This is a genomic window from Massilia aerilata (assembly GCF_042656905.1).
GTDB lineage: Bacteria > Pseudomonadota > Gammaproteobacteria > Burkholderiales > Burkholderiaceae_D > Telluria > Telluria aerilata.
The window spans coordinates 164,767-185,592 of the sequence record NZ_JBHSMZ010000006.1 but is presented as its reverse complement, the minus strand read 5'-3'; the positions used below and the strand labels follow the sequence as shown (position 1 = coordinate 185,592).

The 20,826-nt window shown below is 64.8% G+C and carries 25 protein-coding genes; 9 read left to right on the top strand and 16 right to left on the bottom strand.

What is annotated here, in order from left to right; translation table 11 throughout:
* The first annotated feature begins 98 nt into the window (after positions 1-98).
* The 5 genes from guaB to ACFPO9_RS09980 all read left to right on the top strand — a co-directional run bounded on the left by guaB (position 99) and on the right by ACFPO9_RS09980 (position 8,609).
* Positions 99-1,559, top strand: coding sequence for an IMP dehydrogenase (gene guaB, locus ACFPO9_RS10000; RefSeq protein ID WP_379770104.1), 1,461 nt, complete (start codon positions 99-101; stop codon positions 1,557-1,559).
* Between the two features lie 50 nt (positions 1,560-1,609).
* On the top strand, positions 1,610-3,220 hold the full coding sequence (gene guaA / locus ACFPO9_RS09995; protein WP_379770101.1) for a glutamine-hydrolyzing GMP synthase: 1,611 nt from the start codon (positions 1,610-1,612) through the stop codon (positions 3,218-3,220).
* A gap of 241 nt (positions 3,221-3,461) precedes the next feature.
* Positions 3,462-4,223: a peptidylprolyl isomerase gene (locus ACFPO9_RS09990; protein ID WP_379770099.1), complete on the top strand. Its 762-nt coding sequence runs from the start codon at positions 3,462-3,464 to the stop codon at positions 4,221-4,223.
* Positions 4,224-4,260: 37 nt separating this feature from the next.
* Positions 4,261-7,329, top strand: a complete 3,069-nt coding sequence (locus tag ACFPO9_RS09985) for a peptidase domain-containing ABC transporter (protein WP_379770097.1) — start codon at positions 4,261-4,263, stop codon at positions 7,327-7,329.
* Entirely contained in the window at positions 7,326-8,609 is a 1,284-nt protein-coding gene (locus ACFPO9_RS09980) for a sigma-54 interaction domain-containing protein (RefSeq protein WP_379770095.1), read from the top strand. Before ACFPO9_RS09985 ends, ACFPO9_RS09980 begins: the two co-directional genes overlap by 4 nt.
* An 18-nt stretch (positions 8,610-8,627) precedes the next feature.
* Here ACFPO9_RS09980 and ACFPO9_RS09975 read toward each other — a convergent pair whose 3' ends face one another.
* The 15 genes from ACFPO9_RS09975 to ACFPO9_RS09905 form a co-directional block, all read right to left on the bottom strand.
* Complete coding sequence (locus ACFPO9_RS09975) at positions 8,628-9,386, bottom strand: PP2C family protein-serine/threonine phosphatase (protein ID WP_379770093.1); 759 nt, start codon at positions 9,384-9,386, stop codon at positions 8,628-8,630.
* Positions 9,387-9,412: 26 nt separating this feature from the next.
* Positions 9,413-9,703, bottom strand: coding sequence for a hypothetical protein (locus ACFPO9_RS09970; protein WP_379770091.1), 291 nt, complete (start codon positions 9,701-9,703; stop codon positions 9,413-9,415).
* Positions 9,690-9,917: a hypothetical protein gene (locus ACFPO9_RS09965; RefSeq protein ID WP_379770089.1), complete on the bottom strand. Its 228-nt coding sequence runs from the start codon at positions 9,915-9,917 to the stop codon at positions 9,690-9,692. The genes ACFPO9_RS09970 and ACFPO9_RS09965 overlap by 14 nt, the downstream gene beginning before the upstream one ends.
* An 8-nt stretch (positions 9,918-9,925) precedes the next feature.
* Positions 9,926-10,180 (bottom strand): hypothetical protein, encoded by a 255-nt coding sequence (locus ACFPO9_RS09960; protein WP_379770087.1) that lies wholly within the window; start codon positions 10,178-10,180, stop codon positions 9,926-9,928.
* Between the two features lie 64 nt (positions 10,181-10,244).
* Positions 10,245-10,523 carry a hypothetical protein gene (locus ACFPO9_RS09955; RefSeq protein WP_379770085.1) on the bottom strand — a complete coding sequence of 93 codons (279 nt, stop codon included), beginning with the start codon at positions 10,521-10,523 and terminating at the stop codon, positions 10,245-10,247.
* A gap of 49 nt (positions 10,524-10,572) precedes the next feature.
* The gene (locus ACFPO9_RS09950) at positions 10,573-10,851 is read right to left on the bottom strand and encodes a hypothetical protein (RefSeq protein ID WP_379770083.1); all 279 of its coding nucleotides are present in this window, start codon (positions 10,849-10,851) and stop codon (positions 10,573-10,575) included.
* A 46-nt stretch (positions 10,852-10,897) separates the two neighbouring features.
* Complete coding sequence (locus tag ACFPO9_RS09945) at positions 10,898-11,176, bottom strand: hypothetical protein (protein WP_379770081.1); 279 nt, start codon at positions 11,174-11,176, stop codon at positions 10,898-10,900.
* Positions 11,177-11,627: 451 nt separating this feature from the next.
* Positions 11,628-11,879: a hypothetical protein gene (locus tag ACFPO9_RS09940; RefSeq protein ID WP_379770079.1), complete on the bottom strand. Its 252-nt coding sequence runs from the start codon at positions 11,877-11,879 to the stop codon at positions 11,628-11,630.
* A gap of 13 nt (positions 11,880-11,892) precedes the next feature.
* Positions 11,893-12,168, bottom strand: a complete 276-nt coding sequence (locus ACFPO9_RS09935; RefSeq protein WP_379770077.1) for a hypothetical protein — start codon at positions 12,166-12,168, stop codon at positions 11,893-11,895.
* A 50-nt stretch (positions 12,169-12,218) separates the two neighbouring features.
* Positions 12,219-12,497: a hypothetical protein gene (locus tag ACFPO9_RS09930; protein WP_379770075.1), complete on the bottom strand. Its 279-nt coding sequence runs from the start codon at positions 12,495-12,497 to the stop codon at positions 12,219-12,221.
* A 333-nt stretch (positions 12,498-12,830) separates the two neighbouring features.
* A complete protein-coding gene (locus ACFPO9_RS09925; RefSeq protein WP_379770073.1) occupies positions 12,831-13,025 on the bottom strand; it encodes a hypothetical protein in 195 nt (64 codons plus the stop codon).
* 87 nt (positions 13,026-13,112) lie between these two features.
* Positions 13,113-13,361, bottom strand: coding sequence for a hypothetical protein (locus ACFPO9_RS09920; protein ID WP_379770070.1), 249 nt, complete (start codon positions 13,359-13,361; stop codon positions 13,113-13,115).
* Positions 13,362-13,373: 12 nt separating this feature from the next.
* A complete protein-coding gene (locus ACFPO9_RS09915) occupies positions 13,374-13,649 on the bottom strand; it encodes a hypothetical protein (protein ID WP_379770068.1) in 276 nt (91 codons plus the stop codon).
* 45 nt (positions 13,650-13,694) lie between these two features.
* Entirely contained in the window at positions 13,695-13,973 is a 279-nt protein-coding gene (locus tag ACFPO9_RS09910) for a hypothetical protein (protein WP_379770065.1), read from the bottom strand.
* A 50-nt stretch (positions 13,974-14,023) separates the two neighbouring features.
* The gene (locus ACFPO9_RS09905) at positions 14,024-14,302 is read right to left on the bottom strand and encodes a hypothetical protein (protein WP_379770064.1); all 279 of its coding nucleotides are present in this window, start codon (positions 14,300-14,302) and stop codon (positions 14,024-14,026) included.
* Between the two features lie 327 nt (positions 14,303-14,629).
* On the opposite strand from ACFPO9_RS09905, the gene ACFPO9_RS09900 reads away from it, so the two are divergent.
* Entirely contained in the window at positions 14,630-16,717 is a 2,088-nt protein-coding gene (locus tag ACFPO9_RS09900; RefSeq protein ID WP_379770061.1) for a serine/threonine protein kinase, read from the top strand.
* A gap of 15 nt (positions 16,718-16,732) precedes the next feature.
* On the opposite strand, the gene ACFPO9_RS09895 is transcribed toward ACFPO9_RS09900, so the two are convergent.
* Positions 16,733-17,857, bottom strand: coding sequence for a formylglycine-generating enzyme family protein (locus ACFPO9_RS09895; protein WP_379770059.1), 1,125 nt, complete (start codon positions 17,855-17,857; stop codon positions 16,733-16,735).
* 116 nt (positions 17,858-17,973) lie between these two features.
* On the opposite strand from ACFPO9_RS09895, the gene ACFPO9_RS09890 reads away from it, so the two are divergent.
* Genes ACFPO9_RS09890 through ACFPO9_RS09880 form a run of 3 tightly spaced genes read left to right on the top strand, consistent with a single transcriptional unit; the run spans position 17,974 to position 20,809 of the window.
* A complete protein-coding gene (locus ACFPO9_RS09890; protein ID WP_379770056.1) occupies positions 17,974-18,399 on the top strand; it encodes a DUF4399 domain-containing protein in 426 nt (141 codons plus the stop codon).
* Between the two features lie 39 nt (positions 18,400-18,438).
* Complete coding sequence (locus tag ACFPO9_RS09885) at positions 18,439-18,861, top strand: DUF4399 domain-containing protein (RefSeq protein WP_379770053.1); 423 nt, start codon at positions 18,439-18,441, stop codon at positions 18,859-18,861.
* Between the two features lie 7 nt (positions 18,862-18,868).
* On the top strand, positions 18,869-20,809 hold the full coding sequence (locus tag ACFPO9_RS09880; RefSeq protein WP_379770050.1) for an HD domain-containing phosphohydrolase: 1,941 nt from the start codon (positions 18,869-18,871) through the stop codon (positions 20,807-20,809).
* Positions 20,810-20,826 lie beyond the last annotated feature (17 nt).

Here is a 20,826-nt window from a genome sequence, read left to right as displayed (position 1 = left end):
CCGAGTGTCAAGCCGCTTTCCCGCATTTTTGGGATGTTCGCAGAAGTTTTATGGGAGTTTCTGTATAATTCGCTTTTGCGCCTATAGGAAATAAAACTATGCGTCTTCTTCAGAAAGCACTCACCTTCGATGACGTGCTGCTCGTCCCGGCCTACTCCAACATCCTCCCGGCCAACACGTCCCTGCGCACCAAGCTGACCCGGAATATCTCGCTGAACATTCCGCTGCTGTCGGCCGCCATGGACACCGTCACCGAAGCCCGCCTCGCGATCGCGATGGCGCAGGAGGGTGGCATCGGCATCATCCACAAGAACCTGCGTCCCGCCGACCAGGCCCGCGAAGTGGCGCGCGTCAAGCGCTTCGAAGCCGGTGTGCTGCGCGACCCGATCACGGTGCCGCCGACGATGAAGATCCGCGACGTGATCGCGCTCCAGCACCAGCATGGCTTCAGCGGCTTCCCGGTCGTCGAAGGCGCGCAAGTGGTGGGCATCATCACCAACCGCGACCTGCGCTTCGAGGAAGACCTGGACGCGGAAGTGCGCACCAAGATGACCCCGCGCGAAAAGCTGGTGTACGTCACTGAAGAAGCGGACACCGACGAAGCCAAGCGCCTGATGAACAAGCACCGCCTGGAGCGCGTGCTGGTCGTGAACAGCGCCTTCGAACTGCGCGGTTTGATCACCGTGAAGGACATCCTGAAGTCGCACGAGCACCCGAACGCATCGAAGGACGCACAGGGCAAGCTGATCGTGGGCGCGGCAGTGGGCGTGGGCGACAAGGACAAGGAACGCGTGGAACTGCTGGTGAAGGCCGGCGTGGACGTGCTGGTGGTCGACACCGCCCATGGCCACTCGCAGGGCATCCTCGACCGCGTGAAATGGATCAAGGACAGCTATCCGCAGGTCGACGTCATCGGCGGTAACATCGCCACCGCCGCCGCCGCGCGCGCGCTGGTCGAAGCCGGCGCCGACGCGGTCAAGGTCGGCATCGGGCCGGGCTCGATTTGCACCACCCGTATCGTCGCCGGCGTCGGCGTGCCGCAGATCACCGCGATCTCGAACGTGGCCGAAGCACTCGAAGGCACGGGCGTGCCCTGCATCGCCGACGGCGGCATCCGCTACTCGGGCGACATCTCGAAAGCGCTGGCAGCCGGCGCCCACACCGTCATGATGGGCTCGATGTTCGCCGGTACCGAAGAAGCGCCGGGCGAAGTGATCCTGTACCAGGGCCGCAGCTACAAGGGCTACCGCGGCATGGGCTCGCTGGGCGCGATGGCCGAAGGCTCGGCCGACCGCTACTTCCAGGAGGCTTCGTCCAAGGCCGACAAGTTCGTCCCGGAAGGCATCGAAGGCCGCGTCGCCTACAAGGGCAGCGTGCTGGCCATCATCTACCAGCTGGTCGGCGGCGTGCGCCAGTCGATGGGCTACTGCGGCTGCGGCAGCATCGAAGAACTGCGCTCGAAGGCCGAATTCGTCGAGATCACCTCGGCCGGCATGCGTGAATCGCACGTGCACGACGTGCAGATCACCAAGGAAGCGCCGAACTACCGCTCCGAATAAACAACGCGGCCCGACGGCCGCGTTTTCGTATCCGCTATCTGAAAAATTACATGCATTCCAAAATCCTCATTCTCGACTTCGGTTCCCAGGTTACCCAGCTGATCGCCCGCCGCGTGCGCGACGCCGGTGTGTTTTCGGAGGTCTTTCCCTACGATATCGGAGACGACTTCGTCCGCAACTACGGCGCCTCCGGCGTGATCCTGTCGGGCAGCCACAACTCGACCCTCGAAGGCGACTCGCCGCGCGCGCCGCAGGCCGTGTTCGAACTCGGCGTGCCGGTGCTCGGCATCTGCTACGGCATGCAGACCATGGCGGCCCAGCTGGGCGGCAAGGTCGAAAACGGTAAAGTACGCGAATTCGGCTACGCCGAGGTGCGCGCCCGCGGCCATACCAAACTGCTGAACGGCATCAACGACTTCGTAACAAGCGAAGGCCACGGCATGCTGAAGGTCTGGATGAGCCACGGCGACAAGGTCCTGGAAATGCCGGAAGGCTTCAAGCTGATGGGCTCCACCGACAGCTGCCCGGTGGCCGCCATGGCGGACGAAGCGCGCGGTTTCTACGCGCTGCAGTTCCATCCGGAAGTCACCCACACCACCCAGGGCGAAGCCATCATCGGCCGCTTCGTGCACGAAATCTGCGGCTGCAAGAGCGACTGGAACATGCCGGACTACATCGGCGAAGCGGTCGAGAAGATCCGCGCCCAGGTCGGCAGCGACGAAGTCATCCTCGGCCTGTCCGGCGGCGTCGATTCCAGCGTGGCCGCGGCCCTGATCCACCGCGCCATCGGCGACCAGCTGACCTGCGTCTTCGTCGACCATGGCCTGCTGCGCAAGGACGAGGGCAAGATGGTGATGGACATGTTCTCGAAAAACCTCGGCGTCAAGGTGCTGCGCATCGACGCATCGAGCCAGTTCATGGGCCACCTGGCCGGCGTCACCGACCCGGAGCAGAAGCGCAAGATCATCGGCCGCGAGTTCGTCGAAGTGTTCCAGGTCGAAGCGGGCAAGCTGACCAACGCGAAGTGGCTGGCGCAAGGCACCATCTACCCGGACGTGATCGAGTCGGCAGGCAAGGGCAAGAAGGGCCAGACCATCAAGAGCCACCACAACGTGGGCGGCCTGCCGGAGACGCTGAACCTCAAGCTGCTGGAGCCGCTGCGCGAGCTGTTCAAGGACGAGGTGCGCAAGCTGGGCGTGGCCCTCGGCCTGCCGCACGACATGGTGTACCGCCATCCGTTCCCGGGTCCGGGCCTCGGCGTGCGTATCCTCGGCGAAGTGAAGCGCGAGTACGCCGACCTGCTGCGCGAGGCGGACGCGATCTTCATCGAAGAGCTGCGCAATACGCCCTTCGTGGCGCCGATGGTGCCGGGTATCGATGCCGGCAAGGCGCCGGTGAACTGGTACGAGGCGACTTCGCAGGCGTTTGCGGTGTTCCTGCCGGTGAAATCGGTGGGCGTGATGGGCGATGGGCGGACTTATGAGTACGTCGTGGCCCTGCGTGCCGTGCAGACCCTGGACTTCATGACGGCGCAGTGGGCACACCTGCCGCATGAGTTGCTGGGTAAGGTGTCGAACCGGATCATTAATGAGGTTCGTGGCTTGAACCGGGTTGTTTATGATATTTCGGGGAAGCCGCCGGCGACGATTGAGTGGGAGTGAGATTTCCTAGAGGAAGCTCTGCTTGTGTGCTTTGAAAAGGCTCGCTTCGGCGAGCTTTTTTTTTGGCCCCCGTCGCCAAGTTTCCGGCCGCCCGCCGAGCGCATCGTCATTGACTTTACGGTTCTGCCTGCTACAACGGATAGGATGAGGACGTCGATCGGCGCGGACTTGCACCTGTGCCGGTAAGAACAACAGTGTCAGCGGCCGCCTTGCGCGGCCCGCGGGTGCCGAGGGAGAAGCCATGGCCGGGATTGTGCGCATCGACGATACCGTGATCGAGACGGATGATTTCATACGGACATTAAAACTGACTGGGCAGTTCGAAGGCCTCGTCGAGCAGATGGTGCGCGACAAGCTGACCGTACTGGCGGCCAGGAAGCAGGGGATGCAGCCTGCCCCTGAAGCCATCCAGGAACGTGCCGACCAGTTCCGCCGCGTCCAGGGATTGCATCGCGCCGCCGACATGAATCACTACCTCGATGTGCTCGGCGTCAGTCTGGACGAGTTCGAGGATTTCATCGTCGAAGGACTGATCCAGGAAAGGATGATGGAGCAGGTATGCAGTCCACAGGCGGTGGAACAGTATTTCAAGCTCAATTCGCCCAGGTTCGACAGCGTCGAGATCAGCCGCATCGTGCTCGACGCCGAGGGCAAGGCGAGGGAGATGATGTCGGCGCTGGAGGATGATCCCGACAGTTTCGCCGAGATGGTCAGCGAATATTCCGTGGGCGAAGCGCGCGAGAACGGCGGCCTGATCGGCAAGGTGCTGCGCGGCGCCCTCAAGCCGGACATCGAGGCGCGCGTGTTCAATGCAGGGGCGGGGGATCTGCTGGGGCCATTTCCTTCATCCGACCGGACCTTGTTCGAAATCTACATGGTCAATGCCAGGTGTCCGGCCATGCTGGACGAGGAGACGACAGTCGAGGTGCGCCGGCTGCTGCGCGAGGAATGGCTGGCGGCGCGCGCCCAGGAACACATCATCGAGGCTTGTCCCGCGCGCTGAGCTGCCGGCGTGACGGACTGGTCCGCGGGACGCCGACATGGACTCATTGGCGCAACAACAGCAATCCCCTGCGGAATTCCTGGCGACCGTCGAGATCCTGTCGATCTTCACCGCGGAAGAACTGGAAAGCCTCGCCGATGCCGTCGAGACGCGCGCCTACGCCTTCGGCGACACCATCTGCAATGCCGGTGAAACGGCCGACGGCCTGTATGTGATCCGCGCCGGCTCCGTGCGCGTGTTCAGCGAGGAACACGGCAAGGAAATCAGCATGGGGGTGCGTAAGGCGGGCGAAGTGTTCGCCGAGATGGCCATGCTGCGCAGCTCGCGCCACGAAGTATCGGCGCGTGCCGCCCTCAAGACCGAACTGTGGTTCATCCCTCGCACGGCGATCGAACCGGCGGTGGCCCGCAATCCCGCGGCGCTCGACTTCATCAACAACTATGTCGCGGTCAGCTCGGCGGGTGGCCTGGTCGCGCGGCTGTTCGACCTGCGCGGCAAGGTCAGCAAGCCTGAACTGGACGAGTTCGTGCGCAGCGTCGGCGTCAAGCGCATCACCGCCGGCAAGGAAATCCTGAAGCAGGGCGCGCGCGACGACCGCCGCCTTTACGTGGTGCGCCAGGGCGAAGTCCGGGTGATCGTGCAGGACAGCACGGATGAATACACGCTGGCGACCCTGGGGCCGGGCGAGATCTTCGGCGAGCGCGCTTCCCTGATGCGCCAGGAGCAGCCGGCCACGGTGGTGGCGGCAAGCGACACGACCGTGCTGGTCATTCCGGAAAAGTCGGCCCATTTCATCCTCGAACGCAATGCCCGCTTCCGCGAAGTGATCGAGGAGCGTGTGCGCTTTCTCGAGCGCGAACTGCACCGCCAGAAAAAGCTGGCCGAGCGGCGCAAGCGTCCGGCCGTGCTGGATATGGCGTCCCAGCCGAAGGCCGGCGAAAAGCTCATCAAACGTTTCGCCTGGGTCGAACAAGCCGAGGAAATGGATTGCGGTGCGGCCTGCCTGGCCATGCTGTGCCGGCACTACGGCATTAACATGACACTTGGCAAGCTGCGCGAGCTGGCGAACGTGACCGCCCAGGGGGCGACGCTGGACAGCCTCGCGCGCGCCGGCGAGGCGCTCGGATTCGGCACCCGCGGCCTGCAATGTACCTACGACGCGCTGCTCGGCTTCGAACTGCCCTTCATCGTGCACTGGGAGGGATATCACTACGTGGTCGTGTACGGCGTATCTGCGCAGCATGTGTGGGTGGCCGACCCGGCGGTCGGCTTCAAGAAGATGAGCGTGGAAGAGTTCGAGCGCGGCTGGAGCGGCACCTGCCTGGTGTTTTCGCCGGGCGAGCAGCTGCTGCAGACGGCGGCGGTGCGCTCGCCCTGGCTGCGTTTCGTGGGCTACCTGCGGCCGTACCGGAAGATCCTGCTGCACCTTTTCCTGGCGACCTTCGTGATCCAGATGCTGGGCATCGTGCCGCCGCTGATCATCCAGAACATCCTCGACGGGGTGCTGGTCCACCAGAACCTTGGCCTGCTGCACCTGCTGATCCTGGGCCTGGTCATTTCCACCGCCTTCACCCAGGTCATGTCGACGCTGCGTGCCTACCTGTCCAACTACATGGTGCGCAACCTGGATTTCTCGATGATGGCGCAGTTCTTCAAGCACACGATGTCCCTGCCGTATTCCTTCTTCGCCAAGCGCAAGACCGGCGACATCCTGGCGCGCTTCTCGGAAAACCAGACGATCCGCGCCTTCCTGACCGAGTCGACCGTGACGACCTTGCTGAACTTGTTGATGGTGTTCATCTATTTCACGATTCTGTTCTTCTACAACGTCAAGTTGACCATGCTGCTGATCGCCTTCGTGATCCCGATCGTGGCGCTGACCGTCGTCGCGACGCCTCGTATCAAGGCCTACGCGCGGGAAGTGTTCGCCGCATCGACCGACGCCCAATCGTTCTTGATGGAGGCCTTGGGCGGCATCGAAACCATCAAGGGCATGGGCAGCGAACGCCCGGTGCGCCTGAAGTGGGAAAAGAAATACGTGAAGGCGCTGGAAACCCAGTACCGCTCGCAATCGTTCAGCATCCTGGTCGGACTGGGCAGCCAGATCCTGAATTCGGCCACCACAATCGTGATCCTGTGGGCCGGCGCCAGCCTGGTGCTGGAGCGCGAGCTGACGATCGGCCAGCTGATGGCCTTCAATGCCCTGATGGGCAGCGTGCTGGGACCGCTGATGGGGCTGGTAGGACTGTGGAGCCGGATGGGCGACGCCACGGTGGCGATGGAGCGTCTCGGCGACGTGCTCGACATCGAGCCGGAGCAGAAGCCCGCCGATGTCGCGGCACGTGTGGTACTGCCCGACCTGCAGGGCGAGGTCAGGTTGGAGCGCCTGTTCTTCCGCTACGGCGGCGAGGACACGCCCTGGGTGCTGGAGGATATCGACATCGACATCAAGCCCGGCCAGCTGGTGGCGATCGTCGGCCGCAGCGGTTCGGGCAAGACCACGCTGGCCAAGCTGCTGGTCGGCTTCTATCCGCCCAGCGAAGGCAAGATCTTCGTCGACGGCTACGACATGAGCGCCATCGACCGCGGGTATTTCCGTGCCCAGGTCGGCTACGTCATGCAGAGCAACCTGCTGTTTTCCGGCACGATTGCCGAGAACATCGCCAGCGGCGACGACAGCCCCGACCGCCGTCGGGTCGAAGAGGTGGCGAAGATGGCCGACGCCCATGCCTTCATCAGCAAGCTGCCGCTCGGCTACGAGCAGGTGGTGGGCGAGCGCGGCGTCGGCCTGTCCGGCGGCCAGGTACAGCGCCTGTGCATCGCGCGCGCCCTGTACCACGATCCGCGCCTGCTGGTGTTCGACGAGGCGACGTCGGCCCTCGACACCCAATCCGAAAGCAACATCATGGCGAACATGGAAGCGATCCTGGCGGGACGCACGGCGGTGATCATCGCGCACCGCCTGAGCACCATCATGCGGGCCGACAAGATCGTCGTGCTGTACGAAGGCAAGATCGCCGAACAGGGGCGCCACGACGAGTTGCTCGCGCGGCGTGGCATGTACTACGAGCTGGTGCAAAAACAGCTGGGCGCGGGGATGTCATGAAACTGTTCAATCCCGGCGGCGAACGCGGATCGGCGATGTCGTATGCGGCGCTGCTGGAAAAGATCGAGATCATGCGTTCCACCCTGCGCTGGTCGAGCCGGCTCGAGCAGCCCGACGTCGACAAGCTGCTGCGCCAGGCCGGCGCGCTGCGGGACGAGGTGATGCAGCTGTCGCACAAGGAGCGTTTCGTCCAGGCCGTCAGCGCCGACACCGAGCGCCGCGGCGCCGAACCCGCGGCGCCAGAACCATCGACCGGCGAGCGGCGCCGCGCCTTGCTGGCCCGCAGCTTCGTGTTCGAAGGTACCTTCGGCGACAATCCGAAACTGCTGGACGCCCTCGAAATCGCCGAGAAGGCGGCGCCCACCGACTTGCCGGTGCTGGTCGACGGCGAGAGCGGCACCGGCAAGGAGCTGATGGCCAAGGTCATCCACGCCAACGGCACGCGCGCCGACATGCCCTACGTGTCCGTCAACTGCGGCGCGATTCCCGACAGCCTGCTGGAGTCGGAACTGTTCGGCCACCGGAAGGGTTCGTTCACCGGCGCGGATCGCGACCGCAAGGGCAAGTTCGAAAGCGCGCACCGGGGCACCATCTTCCTCGACGAGATCGGTGAATTGCCGCTGCCCGGCCAGGTCAAGCTGCTGCGCGTCCTGCAGTCGCACGAGATCCAGCGCGTTGGCTCGGACGAGACCATTTCGGTGGACGCGCGCATCGTCGCCGCGACCAACAAGAACCTGCGCAAGCTGATCGAACAGGGCAGCTTTCGCGAAGACCTGTTCTACCGGCTCAGCGTGATCCACCTGACCCTGCCGCCGCTGCGCGAACGCAAGGATGAGATTCCGCTGCTGCTCGCCTATTACGGCGACGAGGCGGCCGAAGCGCTCAAGCGGCGGCCGGCGGCCTTGACGCCGCGCCTGCGCGAATTCCTGCTGCGCTACGCCTATCCCGGCAACATTCGCGAACTGCGCAACATCATGTACCGCATCTCCTGCCTGGCCGGCGAGACCGCCGACCTGGGGCATCTGCCGGAAGACATCCGGCCCGCCTTGCCCGGCGCCCTCGCCGGCACGGCCGGCGCGGCGCCGGCCACTCCCTCGCTGGCCGAGGCAAAACGGGCCGCCAGCGACGAAGCCGAGCGCCGCTGCCTGGAGCAGGGCTTGCTGGAGGTCAGCGGCATGGTGGCCGAACTGGCGCGCCGCTGGGAGATGAATCGCCAACACCTGCAGCTGCTGCTGAAAAAGCACGGCCTGCACTCGAAGGATTTTCGCAAGACGCATTGAGGCAGGGTGCGCCCGCGCTCACAGGCCAGGGTTCATCAAGGTCTGGTCGCCGGACATGTCGTCGACCCGCACCACCACCACAGTGATGTTGTCGCGCCCGCCATTCGCCAGCGCCAGCCCGACCAGGGCCTGGGCTGCCGGGGCGCAGGCGCCGCAGGCAAGCGCGTCCTCGATCGCCTGCTCGGACACTGGCGTGCTGAGACCGTCGCTGCAGAGCAGGAACATGTCGCCATTGCGTACCGCCAGCATGACGACGTCGACCTCCAGGCTGTCGCTCGCGCCCAGGGCGCGCGTGAGCATGTTCGAGCTGGCGGCCGCAAGGGCGGGATCGGCGCCGCGCGCGCGCAGCTCCGCCGCCTGGTTGTGGTCGCGCGTGAGCTGCTGCAGGCGGCCATGGCGGTACAGGTAGATGCGGCTGTCGCCGGCCCACAGGCATGCCGCTTCGGTCCCGCAGGCGAGCAGGGTGACGACCGTGCTGCCCATCACCGGCACCTGGCGCACGCGCGCCTCGGCGCGCAGCGTGGCGTTGACCTGCAGGATGCGCTCGCGCGCGGCGTCGACGAAGGCGGACAGGCTCGCCGCCTGAGGCAGGTTGTCGAGCGTATCGACGACGGTCCTGCTCGCCACATCCCCGAAGGCGTGGCCACCCATCCCGTCCGCAACGACCCACAGGCCGCGCTGCGGCTGGGCCAGGTAAGCGTCTTCGTTGCGGCTGCGGATCGGACCGATGTCGGTCTGCGCGGCGGAACTCCAGGCAAAGGGGGCGGCGTGGCTCATCGGAGGCTCATTGGCAGGCGAACCGCTCAAGACTGGTGCAGCGCCTTGTTCAGGCTGTTTTCGTCCACGCTCACGTTCAGGGTCGCGTTCGCGCCGGTGTTGTTGACCGAGACGGTCTGGAACTGGTTGATCATCTGGTCGGCAAAATTATTGATCTGGTAAAAGTTGATCACCGGGACCTGGCCCGACCCGCCATCCAGATAAGGCTGGATCCAGCCGAATACCCAGGGCGCGCCGGCGCCACCGCGGATCGCCGTCATGGCCTTGCGGTCCAGCACCTGGCTGGAGGGGAGATCGTTGACGCTAATCGTGGCCATGATGCTTCTCCGTGGTGGTAATGGAGAGATCGCTTCGGGTTTCTCCAGTGTAGTCCAAATTCTCGACTTTTCCGACCTCGCCCTGGCGGCGCCGGGACGCCATCGCGAACGCGGCCGCGGGCGGGCGTGTTTTCCAGCCGCCGCGCACGGCCGCCATCGTCGGGCGGTCCAGTTGTTCGCTGCGCGCCAGGTCGAGGATGGTCAGCGTGTTCATGGTGCCGCTCAGAACATGAGCCGGTTCTGACCCCATAGCGGGGCGTCGAGCCGGACGTCCGGTCCGATCATGCCGGCGCCGATGACGCCGTTGCCGTTGAGGACGTTCACGCCGATCTGCTGGAACTGGCCCAGCTGCTGGTTGACGTTCACGTTCACGTTGATGTCCTTGCCGAAGGCGGCGCTGCCGCCGCGGACCGCCGCCAGGGCTTGGCGGTCCAGCGCGGCGCTGTGCGCCAGGTCGTGGATGTGGATGGATGACATGATGTTCTCCAAGCGTGGTTGGTAGCGCTGCGCGGGACCGTCGCCGATCCCGCGCAGCTCTGCTTCAGCCGCCAATGATCTTGTTCTGGCCGTTCTGCGCCGCTTTGTTGTGCACGCTGACGCCGTCCAGGAAGGCCGAGCCATTGGCGGTGGCAGCCATGACGTTCTGTTCCTGGCCCAGGTTCTGGGTGGCGTGGATCGACGAGTCGTAGCTCGGGGCGTAGCTGACGTCGCCCACTTTGTAGGACGGCGAGAACATGCTCCAGCCGCCGCGCAGGCTGCTCATGGCGCTGCGGTCCAGGGTTTCGGTACGGGCCAGGTCTTTGATGATCAGGGTTTTCATGGTGATGCTCCTCGATGAATGCATTGGATTGGATTGATTGACTAGTGGATCAGCGGCGCACGATGGTGTTCTGGCCGTCCTGCGACACCTTGTTGTGTACGCTGACGCCTTCCAGGAAGGCCGAGCCGTTGGCAGTGGCGTTCATCACGTTCTGCACCTGGCCCAGGTTCTGGGTGGCGTGGATCGACGAGTCGTCGCTCGGGGCGTAATCGATGTTGCCGAAGCTGTAGGATGGCGAGGCGAACTTGAAGCCGCCGCGCACGCCGTGCATGGCGCTGCGGTCCAGGGTTTCGGTACGGGCCAGGTCGGTGATGGTCAGGGTTTTCATGGTGATGCTCCTTGATGAATGAATTGGATGGGATCGGGGTTGTGGATCAGCGGCGCACGATGGTGTTCTGGCCGTTCTGCGACACCTTGTTGTGCACGCTGACGCCGTCCAGGAAGGCCGAGCCGTTGGCGGTGGCAACCATCACGTTCTGCATCTGGCCCAGGTTCTGGGTGGCGTGGATCGACGAGTCGTCGGTCGGGGCGTAGCTGACGTCGCCCACCTTGTAGGACGGCGAGAACATGCTCCAGCCGCCGCGCAGGCTGCGCATGGCGCTGCGGTCGAGGGTTTCGGTACGGGCCAGGTCGGTGATGATCAGGGTCTTCATGGTAAATCTCCTTGGAAGTTCGGTTGGTTGGTTGAGGCAATCATTTGCGCTCATTGGACTATCAGCAGGATGCGTGCCAGCCGGTCTCTGTTGTGAGTGTTCATGGTTCAAGTCATTGAAAATAAAGGGAATTTAACGTATGGATGCGCTGGATTCGGCGAAGTTCCGTCAGCGCCGCAATGCCGCTTGTGACGGGCTCGACCAGACACATTTCGGCCTCTGTCCGGACTAGGCCGACAGGCACGCTATCGGCAGGTGTCCTTCAAACAGGCGGGACGAAAAAAAGCCGCGCGGCTGGGAACCGAACGGCTGCGGATGGGGGGATTGGAGAATATTCAGCGTGGCGCTGGCGTACCGAAGTTTTCCGACAAGCCCTTGACCGCACGTTAACGGACGAAGCCCATTGCCGGGACCGAACCCGGCAATGGGATGATGGGAAGTGTGGACCGCGTCAGAACACCAGCTTGTTCTGCCCCTTCAACGCGGCGGCCACATCGATATCGGGGCCGTGGAAACCGGCGCCGATGACACCGTTGTTGTTGAGGACGTTCACGCCGATCTGCTGGAACTGCGCCAGTTGCTGGTTGACGTTCACATTGACGTTGACGTCCTTGCCGAAGGCGTAGCCGCCGCGGACCGCCGCCATGGCATGACGGTCGAGTTCGCCCCGATGGGCCAGGTCGTGGATTGCGATGGATGACATGGCGGGCTCCCCTTTAGCCGATGATCTTGTTCTGGCCGTTCTGGGCCGTCTTGTTGTGCACGCTGACGCCGTCCAGGAAGGCCGAGCCGTTGGCGGTGACCGTCAGCGCGTTCTGTTCCTGGCCCAGGTTCTGGGTGGCGTGGATCGACGAGTCGTAGCTCGGGGTGTAGCTGACGTCGCCCACTTTGTAGGACGGCGAGAACATGCTCCAGCCGCCGCGCACGCTGCTCATGGCGCTGCGGTCGAGGGTTACGGTACGGGCCAGGTCGGTGATGATCAGGGTTTTCATGGTGATGCTCCTCGATGAATGAATTGGATTGGATTGATCGGGCTAGTGGATCAGCGGCGCACGATGGTGTTCTGACCGTTCTGCGACACCTTGTTGTGTACGCTGACGCCTTCCAGGAAGGCCGAGTCGTTGGCGGTGGCAACCATCACGTTCTGCACCTGGCCCAGGTTCTGGGTGGCGTGGATCGACGAGTCGTCGCTCGGGGCGTAGCTGACGTCGCCCACTTTGTAGGACGGCGAGAACATGCTCCAGCCGCCGCGCAGGCTGCGCATGGCGCTGCGGTCGAGGGTTTCGGTACGGGCCAGGTCGGTGATGATCAGGGTCTTCATGGTAAATCTCCTTGGAAGTTCGGTTGGTCGAGGCAATCATTTGCGCTCATTGGACTATCAGCAGGATGCGTGCCAGCCGGTCTCTACGGTGAGTTGGAATGTCTCAAGTCATTGAAAATACAGGGAATTTACAGTATGGATGTGCTGGAGTCGGCGAAGTTCCCTCAGCGCCGCAATGCCGCTTGTGACGGGCTGGACCAGACACATGTCAGCCCCTGTCCGGAACAGGCCGACAGGCCCTCATCGGCGGGTGTTCTTCAAACTGGCGGGACGAAAAAAAGCCGTTCGGCTGGTAACCGAACGGCTTCGGATTGGGGGTGAACTGGAGGATACTCAGCGCGAACCTGGCCTACTGGTTCCCGGCTGGATGACGGCGATGCGCGCCGGATCGAACAGCCTGGTCTTTTGTGAAGCGGGCCGCACGAAGCGTCCCCCCGCACGCAGGCGCGATCCGCCGGCGATTGCCAGCATTGCCTGGCGATCCAGTTCAACATTTTCCGACAAGTCCTTGATGACGATGTTAGCCATGATGCCTCCTGGAGATGGCAAGTTAACGGAATGACCCCATTGCCGGGACCAAACCCGGCAATGGGAAGATGGGAAGCGTGGACCGCGTCAGAACACCAGCTTGTTCTGCCCCTTCAACGCGGCGGCCACATCGATATCGGGGCCGTGGAAACCGGCGCCGATGACACCGTTGTTGTTGAGGACGTTCACGCCGATCTGCTGGAACTGCGCCAGTTGCTGGTTGACGTTCACATTGACGTTGACGTCCTTGCCGAAGGCGTAGCCGCCGCGGACCGCCGCCATGGCATGACGGTCTAGTTCGCCCTGATGGGCCAGGTCGTGGATTGCGATGGACATGGTGCGCTCCCTTTAGCCGATGATCTTGTTCTGGCCGTTCTGGGCCACGTTGTTGTGGACGCTGACGCCGTCCAGGAAGGCCGAGCCGTTGGCGGTGGCCGTCATGACGTTCTGTTCCTGGCCCAGGTTCTGGGTGGCATGGATCGACGAGTCGTAGCTCGGTGCATAGCTGACGTCGCCCACTTTGTAGGACGGCGAGAACATGCTCCAGCCGCCGCGCACGCCGTGCATGGCGCTGCGGTCCAGGGTTTTGGTACGGGCCAGGTCTTTGATGATCAGGGTGTTCATGGTGATGCTCCTCGAAAGTGGTGTCAATGCCGTTCGTGATGGCGGTCAGCCGCCGATGATCTTGTTCTGGCCGTTCTGGGCCGTCTTGTTGTGGACGCTGACGCCGTCCAGGAAGGCCGAGCCGTTGGCGGTGGCCGTCAGCGCGTTCTGTTCCTGGCCCAGGTTCTGGGTGGCGTGGATCGACGAGTCGAAGCTCGGCGCGTAGCTGACGTCGCCCACTTTGTAGGAAGGCGAGAACATGCTCCAGCCGCCGCGCAGGCCGTGCATGGCGCTGCGGTCCAGGGTTTCGGTACGGGCCAGGTCGGTGATGGTCAGGGTTTTCATGGTGATGCTCCTCGATGAATGCATTGGATTGGATGGATTGGGCTTGTGGATCAGCGGCGCACGATGGTGTTCTGGCCGTTCTGCGATACCTTGTTGTGCACGCTGACGCCGTCCAGGAAGGCCGAGTCGTTGGCGGTGGCAACCATCACGTTCTGCACCTGGCCCAGGTTCTGGGTGGCGTGGATCGACGAGTCGTCGCTCGGGGCGTAGCTGACGTCGCCCACTTTGTAGGACGGCGAGAACATGCTCCAGCCGCCGCGCAGGCTGCGCATGGCGCTGCGGTCGAGGGTTTCGGTACGGGCCAGGTCAGTGATGATCAGGGTCTTCATGGTAAATCTCCTTGGAAGTTCGGTTGGTTGGTCGAGGCAATCATTTGCGCTCATTGGACTATCAGCAGGATGCGTGCCAGCCGGTCTCAGCCACGAAGTGGAGATTTTAAGTGCTTGAATTAAAAGGATATATTTGGTGGTGCAGCGATTGCGGCAAGCTTTCGGCTCAGCGGCCTCAAATGGCATACGACGGCTTGCGCCCGACGCTTTCCGCAGCCATGTCCGGCACGGCCCGACATCCGAGGCAAGCGGACACTGCATAGCCCTTGATCATCCGGCATTTCATGCTAGGCTCAAGAAGCCGCCTGGGCTTTATACATTCAAACCATGGACAGTCTCGACCACGCGATCCGGCAGTTGCAGTCCGGCGCCTTGCCGCGTACCGAATTCTTTGCCCAGGTCGATCGCGTGCTCGAGAATGCTCCCGAGAGTGTCGGCCGCCTGCTCGAAGTCCTGAGCGAGGGGCATGCGCGCAAACCGTTGGCGGCCGATGTCTATACCGAACTCCAGCATCGGATCGAGCGCCTGGCCGTGGCGCGCCAACCCAGGGCGGGCGACGACACCATCGTCCAGACCAGGCCCGACGGCGCCACCATGCGCGCGCCGCCAGCTTCCCAAGCGCCGCGCGGCGCGCCGGACGATAACGAATTCGAGCCCGAACCCGAGCGGATGAAGGGCGTCGGCGACACGCTCAACAACCGCTTCGTACTGGAAGAGTGCATTGGCTTCGGCGGCATGGGTACGGTCTATAAAGCGCTCGACCTGCGCAAGATCGAGGCCTCGGACCGCAAGCCCTATATCGCCATCAAGGTCTTGAACGTCCAGTTCCGCGGCCATCCGAAGTCGCTGATTGCCCTGCAGCGCGAGGCGCGCAAGGCACAAGAGCTGGCGCATCCGAACATCGTATCGGTGTACGACTTCGACCGCGACGGCCCCATGGTCTACCTGACCATGGAATACCTGAAGGGCAAGGCCTTGAGCCAGGTGCTGCGGGCGCCGGGCTTTGCCGGCATGGCCTGGAAGGACGTGCTGCCCATCGTGAACGGCATGGGCAAGGCGCTGGCGTATGCGCACGCCCGCGGCTTCGTCCATTGCGACTTCAAGCCCGGCAACGTGGTGCTCACCGACTCGGGCAATGTCAAGGTCATTGATTTCGGGATCGCCCGCGTGTTCCAGAAGACCGAAGACGACGCCGACGCCACCGTATTCGATCCCGGCAGCCTCGGCGCGCTGACGCCCGCCTATGCAAGTCCGGAGATGCTGGAGCACCTCGATCCCGATCCGCGCGACGACATCTATGCATTGGGCTCCATCGCTTACGAGCTGTTGACCGGGCAGCGGCCCTACAACGGCGTATCGGCGCTACAGGCGCGTGGCGCGGTGATGAAGCTCCAGCGCCCAGCCAGACTGGGACGTGCGCCCTGGCACGCGCTGAAGTGCGCCCTGGCGCTCGAACGCAAGGCGCGCACGCCCAGCGTCGACCGCTTCCTGGAGGAGTTTGGAAAAGGCGATGGGACGCGGCGCGCCGGTGCCCTGGCCGGGGCGGTAGGCGGCATTGCCGTGCTCGCCGGACTGGGCATGCTTGGCTGGCATTATCTGGGTGGGGTGCCGCACGCGCCGGCGCCGGCTGCGGCGCCTGACGGGCAGTCTGCCGCCGCGCCGCCCCCGTCTTCCGCAGAGCAGGCTTCTACCGCGGCGCCGCCGCTGCAGGCGCCCGCGCCAGTGCCGGCGCCGACGCCGGCGGCACTGGCCGCCGTCCTGGCGAAGATTCCATGCGCGGCGCTGGCCGGCAGCGTCGACGGCCACGCGCTCAGCGTGCGCGGCCTGCTGTCGGACCCACCGGGGCTTGCCGGCCTGAAGGAACAACTGGCCGCCATGCCCGGGGTGGCCAGCGTAAGCCTGGACGCCGGCCAGGTCGACCGTGCCAAGTGCCCGGTCATTTCCGCTTTCGCACCCTACTGGTCAGCCTACCGCCTGGCCGGCGGTGGCGCGGCGCTCCGGCTGGCCGGCACGCACGGCCCCGACGGACGCCTGAGCGAGGGTGATTCGCTGATGGTGGACGTGACGACCACCGCGGCAGACTCCTATATCGCGGTGGATTACTATTCGCTCGACGGCAACGTCACCCACCTGCTGCCGAACGCGCGTGCGCGCGACAACCGGGCGCCGCCGAACTATACGGCGACCGTCGGCAGCCTCGGCGAGTGGGGCATAGGCAAGCCGTTCGGGGCGGAATTGGTGGTGCTGGTGACCACGCCCGAGCCGCTGCTCGACGGATTACGCCCGGTGTCCGAGCCGGCGGCCGCCTATTTGTCCGATGTCGCGGCGCGCCTGGCTCAGATCCGCGCACGCAGCGGGCCTGGCAAGGTCGCGGTCGAGTTCTTGCAGATCAATACCAGCCCACGCAGGCGCTAAGCGCACCGGACGGCTTCACTTGAGGCTACGCACCACGCGGAACCCGTTCTGCGAGTGGCGCACGCTGGCGTCGTACTTGAAGCGCGTGGTCGCGACCATATAGGACGCGCCTTCGCGCCACGAGCCGCCGCGGATCACGCGCACCCGGCAGTTCGGCTCGTCCCACGCGCGGGCGTCGGCCGGCGCGCCCTTGTAATTGTTGTGCCAGCAATCGGCAACCCATTCCCATACGCCGCCGCTGGTATCGAACAGGCCATAGGGATTGGCGGCGAACGAGCCGACGTTCGCGGGCGCGTCTTCGGACCAGGGTTTGCCGCACTCCCTGCAATTGGCCTTGCCTTGCACCATTTGCGCGCCCCACCAGTAGGAGGTCGTGGTGCCGCCACGCGCCGCCAGTTCCCACTCCGCCTCGGTCGGCAGGCGGTAGGGCTTGCCGCTGATACGCGCCAGCCATTTCGCGTATTGCTGGGCATCGTCCCAACTGACGTCGCGCATCGGTGCGTTCGGGCCGCTGTTCGGCGACTGGTCGACCTTCGGGCAGGCGCCCGCGGCCGCGCAGGCATTCCACTCCTGGACCGAGACTTCGTAGCGGCCGATCGCAAAGGGTACGGCCACGTTGACCGGATGCGCCGGTTTCTCGCTGGGATCGCTCGCGTTGCTGCCCATGCTGAAACTGGCGGCGGGGATAGACACCAGCGTGGGGCAGGCCGGGCAATCCTTGATGTCGGCCCCAGCCGCGACGGCACGGGCGGGCGCGGGAGGCATGGCGGGCGGCGCGGTGGGCTTGGCCGGCGCGGCCGTGGCCGTGGAGGCTGGCGGCGCCTTGAGCGGCGCTTCCTTCGGGCCGGACTGCTCGGCGGCGGCGGCCGCTCCGCGCGGCGCGGCGGCGCGCAGGCGGGCGATGCGCGCCTGCGCCAGCGCTGCGAAGCGGCCCTTCGGATAGGCCTTCAGGTAGGCCTCGTAGTCGCTGACATGGTTGCTGTCCTTGATCGATTCCCAGAACGCCAGCTCGAACTGTTCGGCGCTGTTCTTCGGCACCACGCCGACCCGGTACGCGCGCGGCGGCTGGTCCTGGGCCACGGCAAACCATGCGCAGGCCGGACCGGCCAGTACGCACACCATCAGAAGCCTTTGCCACATGAGCGCTCTCCATTTTTGCTGCGTTCGGTAGAAGTGCCTTGCGATCTGAGCCAGAGTGTGCCAGATTTAGAAGTATTGACGCGCACCTCAGTCCGCCTAGACAGGAGCTATCGATCATGCGTCCTTCTTTGCTTTTAGCCGCAGTGCTCGCAGCGCTCCCTTACGCCGGATCGCAGGCCGCCGATCCATCGCCCGCGCCCGAGAATGCGCAGGTCTACTTCATCTGGCCGCATGATGGTACGGTGGTGAACGGTGGCAAGTTCTGGGTGCGCATGGGCTTGCGCAACATGGGGGTCGCGCCCAAGGGTACCGCGGTGCCGAACACCGGCCACCACCACCTCCTGATCGATACTGATCCGCCGCCGATGACGGAACAGATTCCCAACGATCGCAACCACCTGCATTTCGGCGCCGGCGAAACCGAAGCCCGCATCGAGCTGCCGCCCGGCAAGCATACCCTGCAACTGCTACTGGGCGACAAGGACCACGTGCCGTTCAAACCGCCCGTCATGTCCAAGAAGATCACCATCACGGTCCGATAGCGGCCGGGCCGCCGGCCCGCCACACAGAGGGAGACCATCATGCGCAAGCTGTGTCCCGCCGCCGTCGTCCTGGCGGCCTTCCTGGCAAGTGCGCCGGCCGCTTCCACCGACGCTCCGGCCGGCGCGTATTGCTACATCGGCTGGCCGTCGGACGGCGCGGTGCTGTCGAGCGGGAAGCCGTTCCGCGTCTGGTTCGGGCTGCGCAACATGGGGGTCGCACCGAAAGGCGTCGAGGCCAAGAACACCGGCCACCACCACCTGCTGATCGATGCCGACCCGCCGCCGGCAGGGCAACAGATTCCGTCCGACCGCAACCACTTGCACTTCGGCGCGGGCGAGACCGAAACCACGCTCGAGCTTCCACCCGGCAAGCACACGCTGCAGCTCGTGATGGGCGACGACAAGCACATCGTCCACACGCCGCCAGTCGTGTCGAGAAAGGTCACGATCACCGTCAGGTAACAAGGACATGCCAGCGAACGCCGCCTTTTCCCCTGCCAGCGATCCGGTACGCGCCTATCTCGAATGGATGGGCGCGGAGGCGGGCGCGCCGGCAGTGTTCTCACTGCATGAGGAAGCCGTGCTCGGCCGGGATGCCCAGGATGCCCTCGGCACTGACCGTTACGTCTGCATTCCGGAGCAGACGGTGAGCCGGCGCCATGCCCGCATCCGGCGTCACGGGGCCAGCTATTTTGTCGAGGACCTGCATTCGCGCAATGGCACTTTCGTGTCCGGCGAGCGGCTGGCGCCCGGCGCCTGGCACGTGCTGGTCGAAGGCGATGAACTGGGCCTGGCCTCGGCGCGCCTGGTGTTCCATTCGCTGCTGCTGCCTGAACGCGCGGCGACGCCGGCCGTCATCACGCGCTCGGTGGACGCGACCCATTTCGCGCCGGTGGTGGACACCCGCAACGCCGAACGTGGCGAGCTCGAGAACACCGTGCACCGGCTGCATGCGATGGCCCAGGTCAGCATCGCGCTGGGCGCGGTCACCGACCAGGAAACGCTGATCGAAAAACTGATGAATTTCATCTTCGACCTGTTCCCCGCCGCCGAACGCGCCTTCATCATGCTGCGTGACGAGCGCGACCTGCCGCAGCCGGTCGCGGCGCGGCACCGCAGCGGCATCGTCGAAGACCCGTCCCGGATCAGGATCTCGCGCACCATCGTCAACGAAGTGCTGGACCGCAAGCGCGCCATCCTGTCGGTCGACACACTGGCCGACCGCCACTTCGGCGCCCACGAATCGATCGTCGCCCAGGCCATCCTGAGCGTCATGTGCGTCCCCTTGATCCTGGGCGACGAGGTGCTGGGCCTGATCCAGGTCGATACCTCGTCGAACCGCGACGCCTTCCAGGAAGCCGACCTGGAAATCCTCAGCGGCGTGTGCGCGGAAACCGCTGTCGCGCTGAAGAATTTCCAGCTGTATTCCGACATCAAGGGCTTGCTCGACGGCTTCGTGTGCGCCTCGGTACAGGCCATCGAGGAACGCGATCCGGTCACGGCTGGGCATTCGTTCCGGGTGGCAGGCTATGCCGAAAGCCTGGCCATGGCGCTCGAGCATGCCGGCGACGCCACCCTGCGCGCTGCGGCGTTCACGCCGGCCCAGCTGCGCGAGATCCGCTATGCCGCGCTGCTGCACGACTTCGGCAAGGTCGGTGTGCGCGAACACGTGCTGCGCAAGGAAAAGAAACTGCACCATGCCGACATGCGCCTGCTGGAACAGCGCTTCCGCTACGCCCGCGCCTGCCTCGAACGGCAGGCGTGGCGCAGCCTGACCGAACGCCAGCTGCGTGGCGAGCTCGGCGTGCAGGACCTGCGCCGCGAGCGCGAGCGCATCGAGGCCGAGCTTGAGGAGGAGGGCGCGCGCCTGGACGCGTTCCTGGACACGATCGTGCGCGCCAACGAGCCGTCGATCTCGCACGCGGCCGTGCCGGCAGGGCTGTGCGCGATCCGCGACCACGTCTGCGCGGGCACCGACGAGCCGGACTTCCGCTTGCTCCGCGACGAAGAATTCACCGCGCTCAGCATCGGCAAAGGCTGCCTGACGCCGGACGAACGGCGCCAGATCGAAGCCCATGTGGCCGACTCCTACTCCTTCCTTATCCTGATCCCCTGGACGCGCGAGCTGGCCGGCGTGCCGGCGATCGCCCACGGCCACCACGAGAAGCTGGACGGCTCCGGCTACCCGATGGGTTTGCATGGCGCGGAGATCAGCCTGCAGACGCGGATCCTGACCATCAGCGATATCTACGATGCGCTGACGGCCCGCGACCGTCCGTACAAGCAGGGGGTGCCGGCCGAGCGTGCGCTCGACCTGATCGCCGAGGAATGCCGGGCCGGCCACCTGGACGACAGGCTGTTCAAGGTTTTCGTCGAGTCCAAGGCCTGGCAGGCGCGTGCCGCCCCCTGAGGCGCGGTTCGGCAGGA

Coding starts and splice junctions, on each gene's coding strand:
- guaB (WP_379770104.1), top strand. CDS start 99: ATGCGTCTTCTTCAGAAAGCACTCACCTTCGATGACGTGCTGCTCGTC.
- guaA (WP_379770101.1), top strand. CDS start 1,610: ATGCATTCCAAAATCCTCATTCTCGACTTCGGTTCCCAGGTTACCCAG.
- ACFPO9_RS09990 (WP_379770099.1), top strand. CDS start 3,462: ATGGCCGGGATTGTGCGCATCGACGATACCGTGATCGAGACGGATGAT.
- ACFPO9_RS09985 (WP_379770097.1), top strand. CDS start 4,261: ATGGACTCATTGGCGCAACAACAGCAATCCCCTGCGGAATTCCTGGCG.
- ACFPO9_RS09980 (WP_379770095.1), top strand. CDS start 7,326: ATGAAACTGTTCAATCCCGGCGGCGAACGCGGATCGGCGATGTCGTAT.
- ACFPO9_RS09975 (WP_379770093.1), bottom strand. CDS start 9,386: ATGAGCCACGCCGCCCCCTTTGCCTGGAGTTCCGCCGCGCAGACCGAC.
- ACFPO9_RS09970 (WP_379770091.1), bottom strand. CDS start 9,703: ATGGCCACGATTAGCGTCAACGATCTCCCCTCCAGCCAGGTGCTGGAC.
- ACFPO9_RS09965 (WP_379770089.1), bottom strand. CDS start 9,917: ATGAACACGCTGACCATCCTCGACCTGGCGCGCAGCGAACAACTGGAC.
- ACFPO9_RS09960 (WP_379770087.1), bottom strand. CDS start 10,180: ATGTCATCCATCCACATCCACGACCTGGCGCACAGCGCCGCGCTGGAC.
- ACFPO9_RS09955 (WP_379770085.1), bottom strand. CDS start 10,523: ATGAAAACCCTGATCATCAAAGACCTGGCCCGTACCGAAACCCTGGAC.
- ACFPO9_RS09950 (WP_379770083.1), bottom strand. CDS start 10,851: ATGAAAACCCTGACCATCACCGACCTGGCCCGTACCGAAACCCTGGAC.
- ACFPO9_RS09945 (WP_379770081.1), bottom strand. CDS start 11,176: ATGAAGACCCTGATCATCACCGACCTGGCCCGTACCGAAACCCTCGAC.
- ACFPO9_RS09940 (WP_379770079.1), bottom strand. CDS start 11,879: ATGTCATCCATCGCAATCCACGACCTGGCCCATCGGGGCGAACTCGAC.
- ACFPO9_RS09935 (WP_379770077.1), bottom strand. CDS start 12,168: ATGAAAACCCTGATCATCACCGACCTGGCCCGTACCGTAACCCTCGAC.
- ACFPO9_RS09930 (WP_379770075.1), bottom strand. CDS start 12,497: ATGAAGACCCTGATCATCACCGACCTGGCCCGTACCGAAACCCTCGAC.
- ACFPO9_RS09925 (WP_379770073.1), bottom strand. CDS start 13,025: ATGGCTAACATCGTCATCAAGGACTTGTCGGAAAATGTTGAACTGGAT.
- ACFPO9_RS09920 (WP_379770070.1), bottom strand. CDS start 13,361: ATGTCCATCGCAATCCACGACCTGGCCCATCAGGGCGAACTAGACCGT.
- ACFPO9_RS09915 (WP_379770068.1), bottom strand. CDS start 13,649: ATGAACACCCTGATCATCAAAGACCTGGCCCGTACCAAAACCCTGGAC.
- ACFPO9_RS09910 (WP_379770065.1), bottom strand. CDS start 13,973: ATGAAAACCCTGACCATCACCGACCTGGCCCGTACCGAAACCCTGGAC.
- ACFPO9_RS09905 (WP_379770064.1), bottom strand. CDS start 14,302: ATGAAGACCCTGATCATCACTGACCTGGCCCGTACCGAAACCCTCGAC.
- ACFPO9_RS09900 (WP_379770061.1), top strand. CDS start 14,630: ATGGACAGTCTCGACCACGCGATCCGGCAGTTGCAGTCCGGCGCCTTG.
- ACFPO9_RS09895 (WP_379770059.1), bottom strand. CDS start 17,857: ATGTGGCAAAGGCTTCTGATGGTGTGCGTACTGGCCGGTCCGGCCTGC.
- ACFPO9_RS09890 (WP_379770056.1), top strand. CDS start 17,974: ATGCGTCCTTCTTTGCTTTTAGCCGCAGTGCTCGCAGCGCTCCCTTAC.
- ACFPO9_RS09885 (WP_379770053.1), top strand. CDS start 18,439: ATGCGCAAGCTGTGTCCCGCCGCCGTCGTCCTGGCGGCCTTCCTGGCA.
- ACFPO9_RS09880 (WP_379770050.1), top strand. CDS start 18,869: ATGCCAGCGAACGCCGCCTTTTCCCCTGCCAGCGATCCGGTACGCGCC.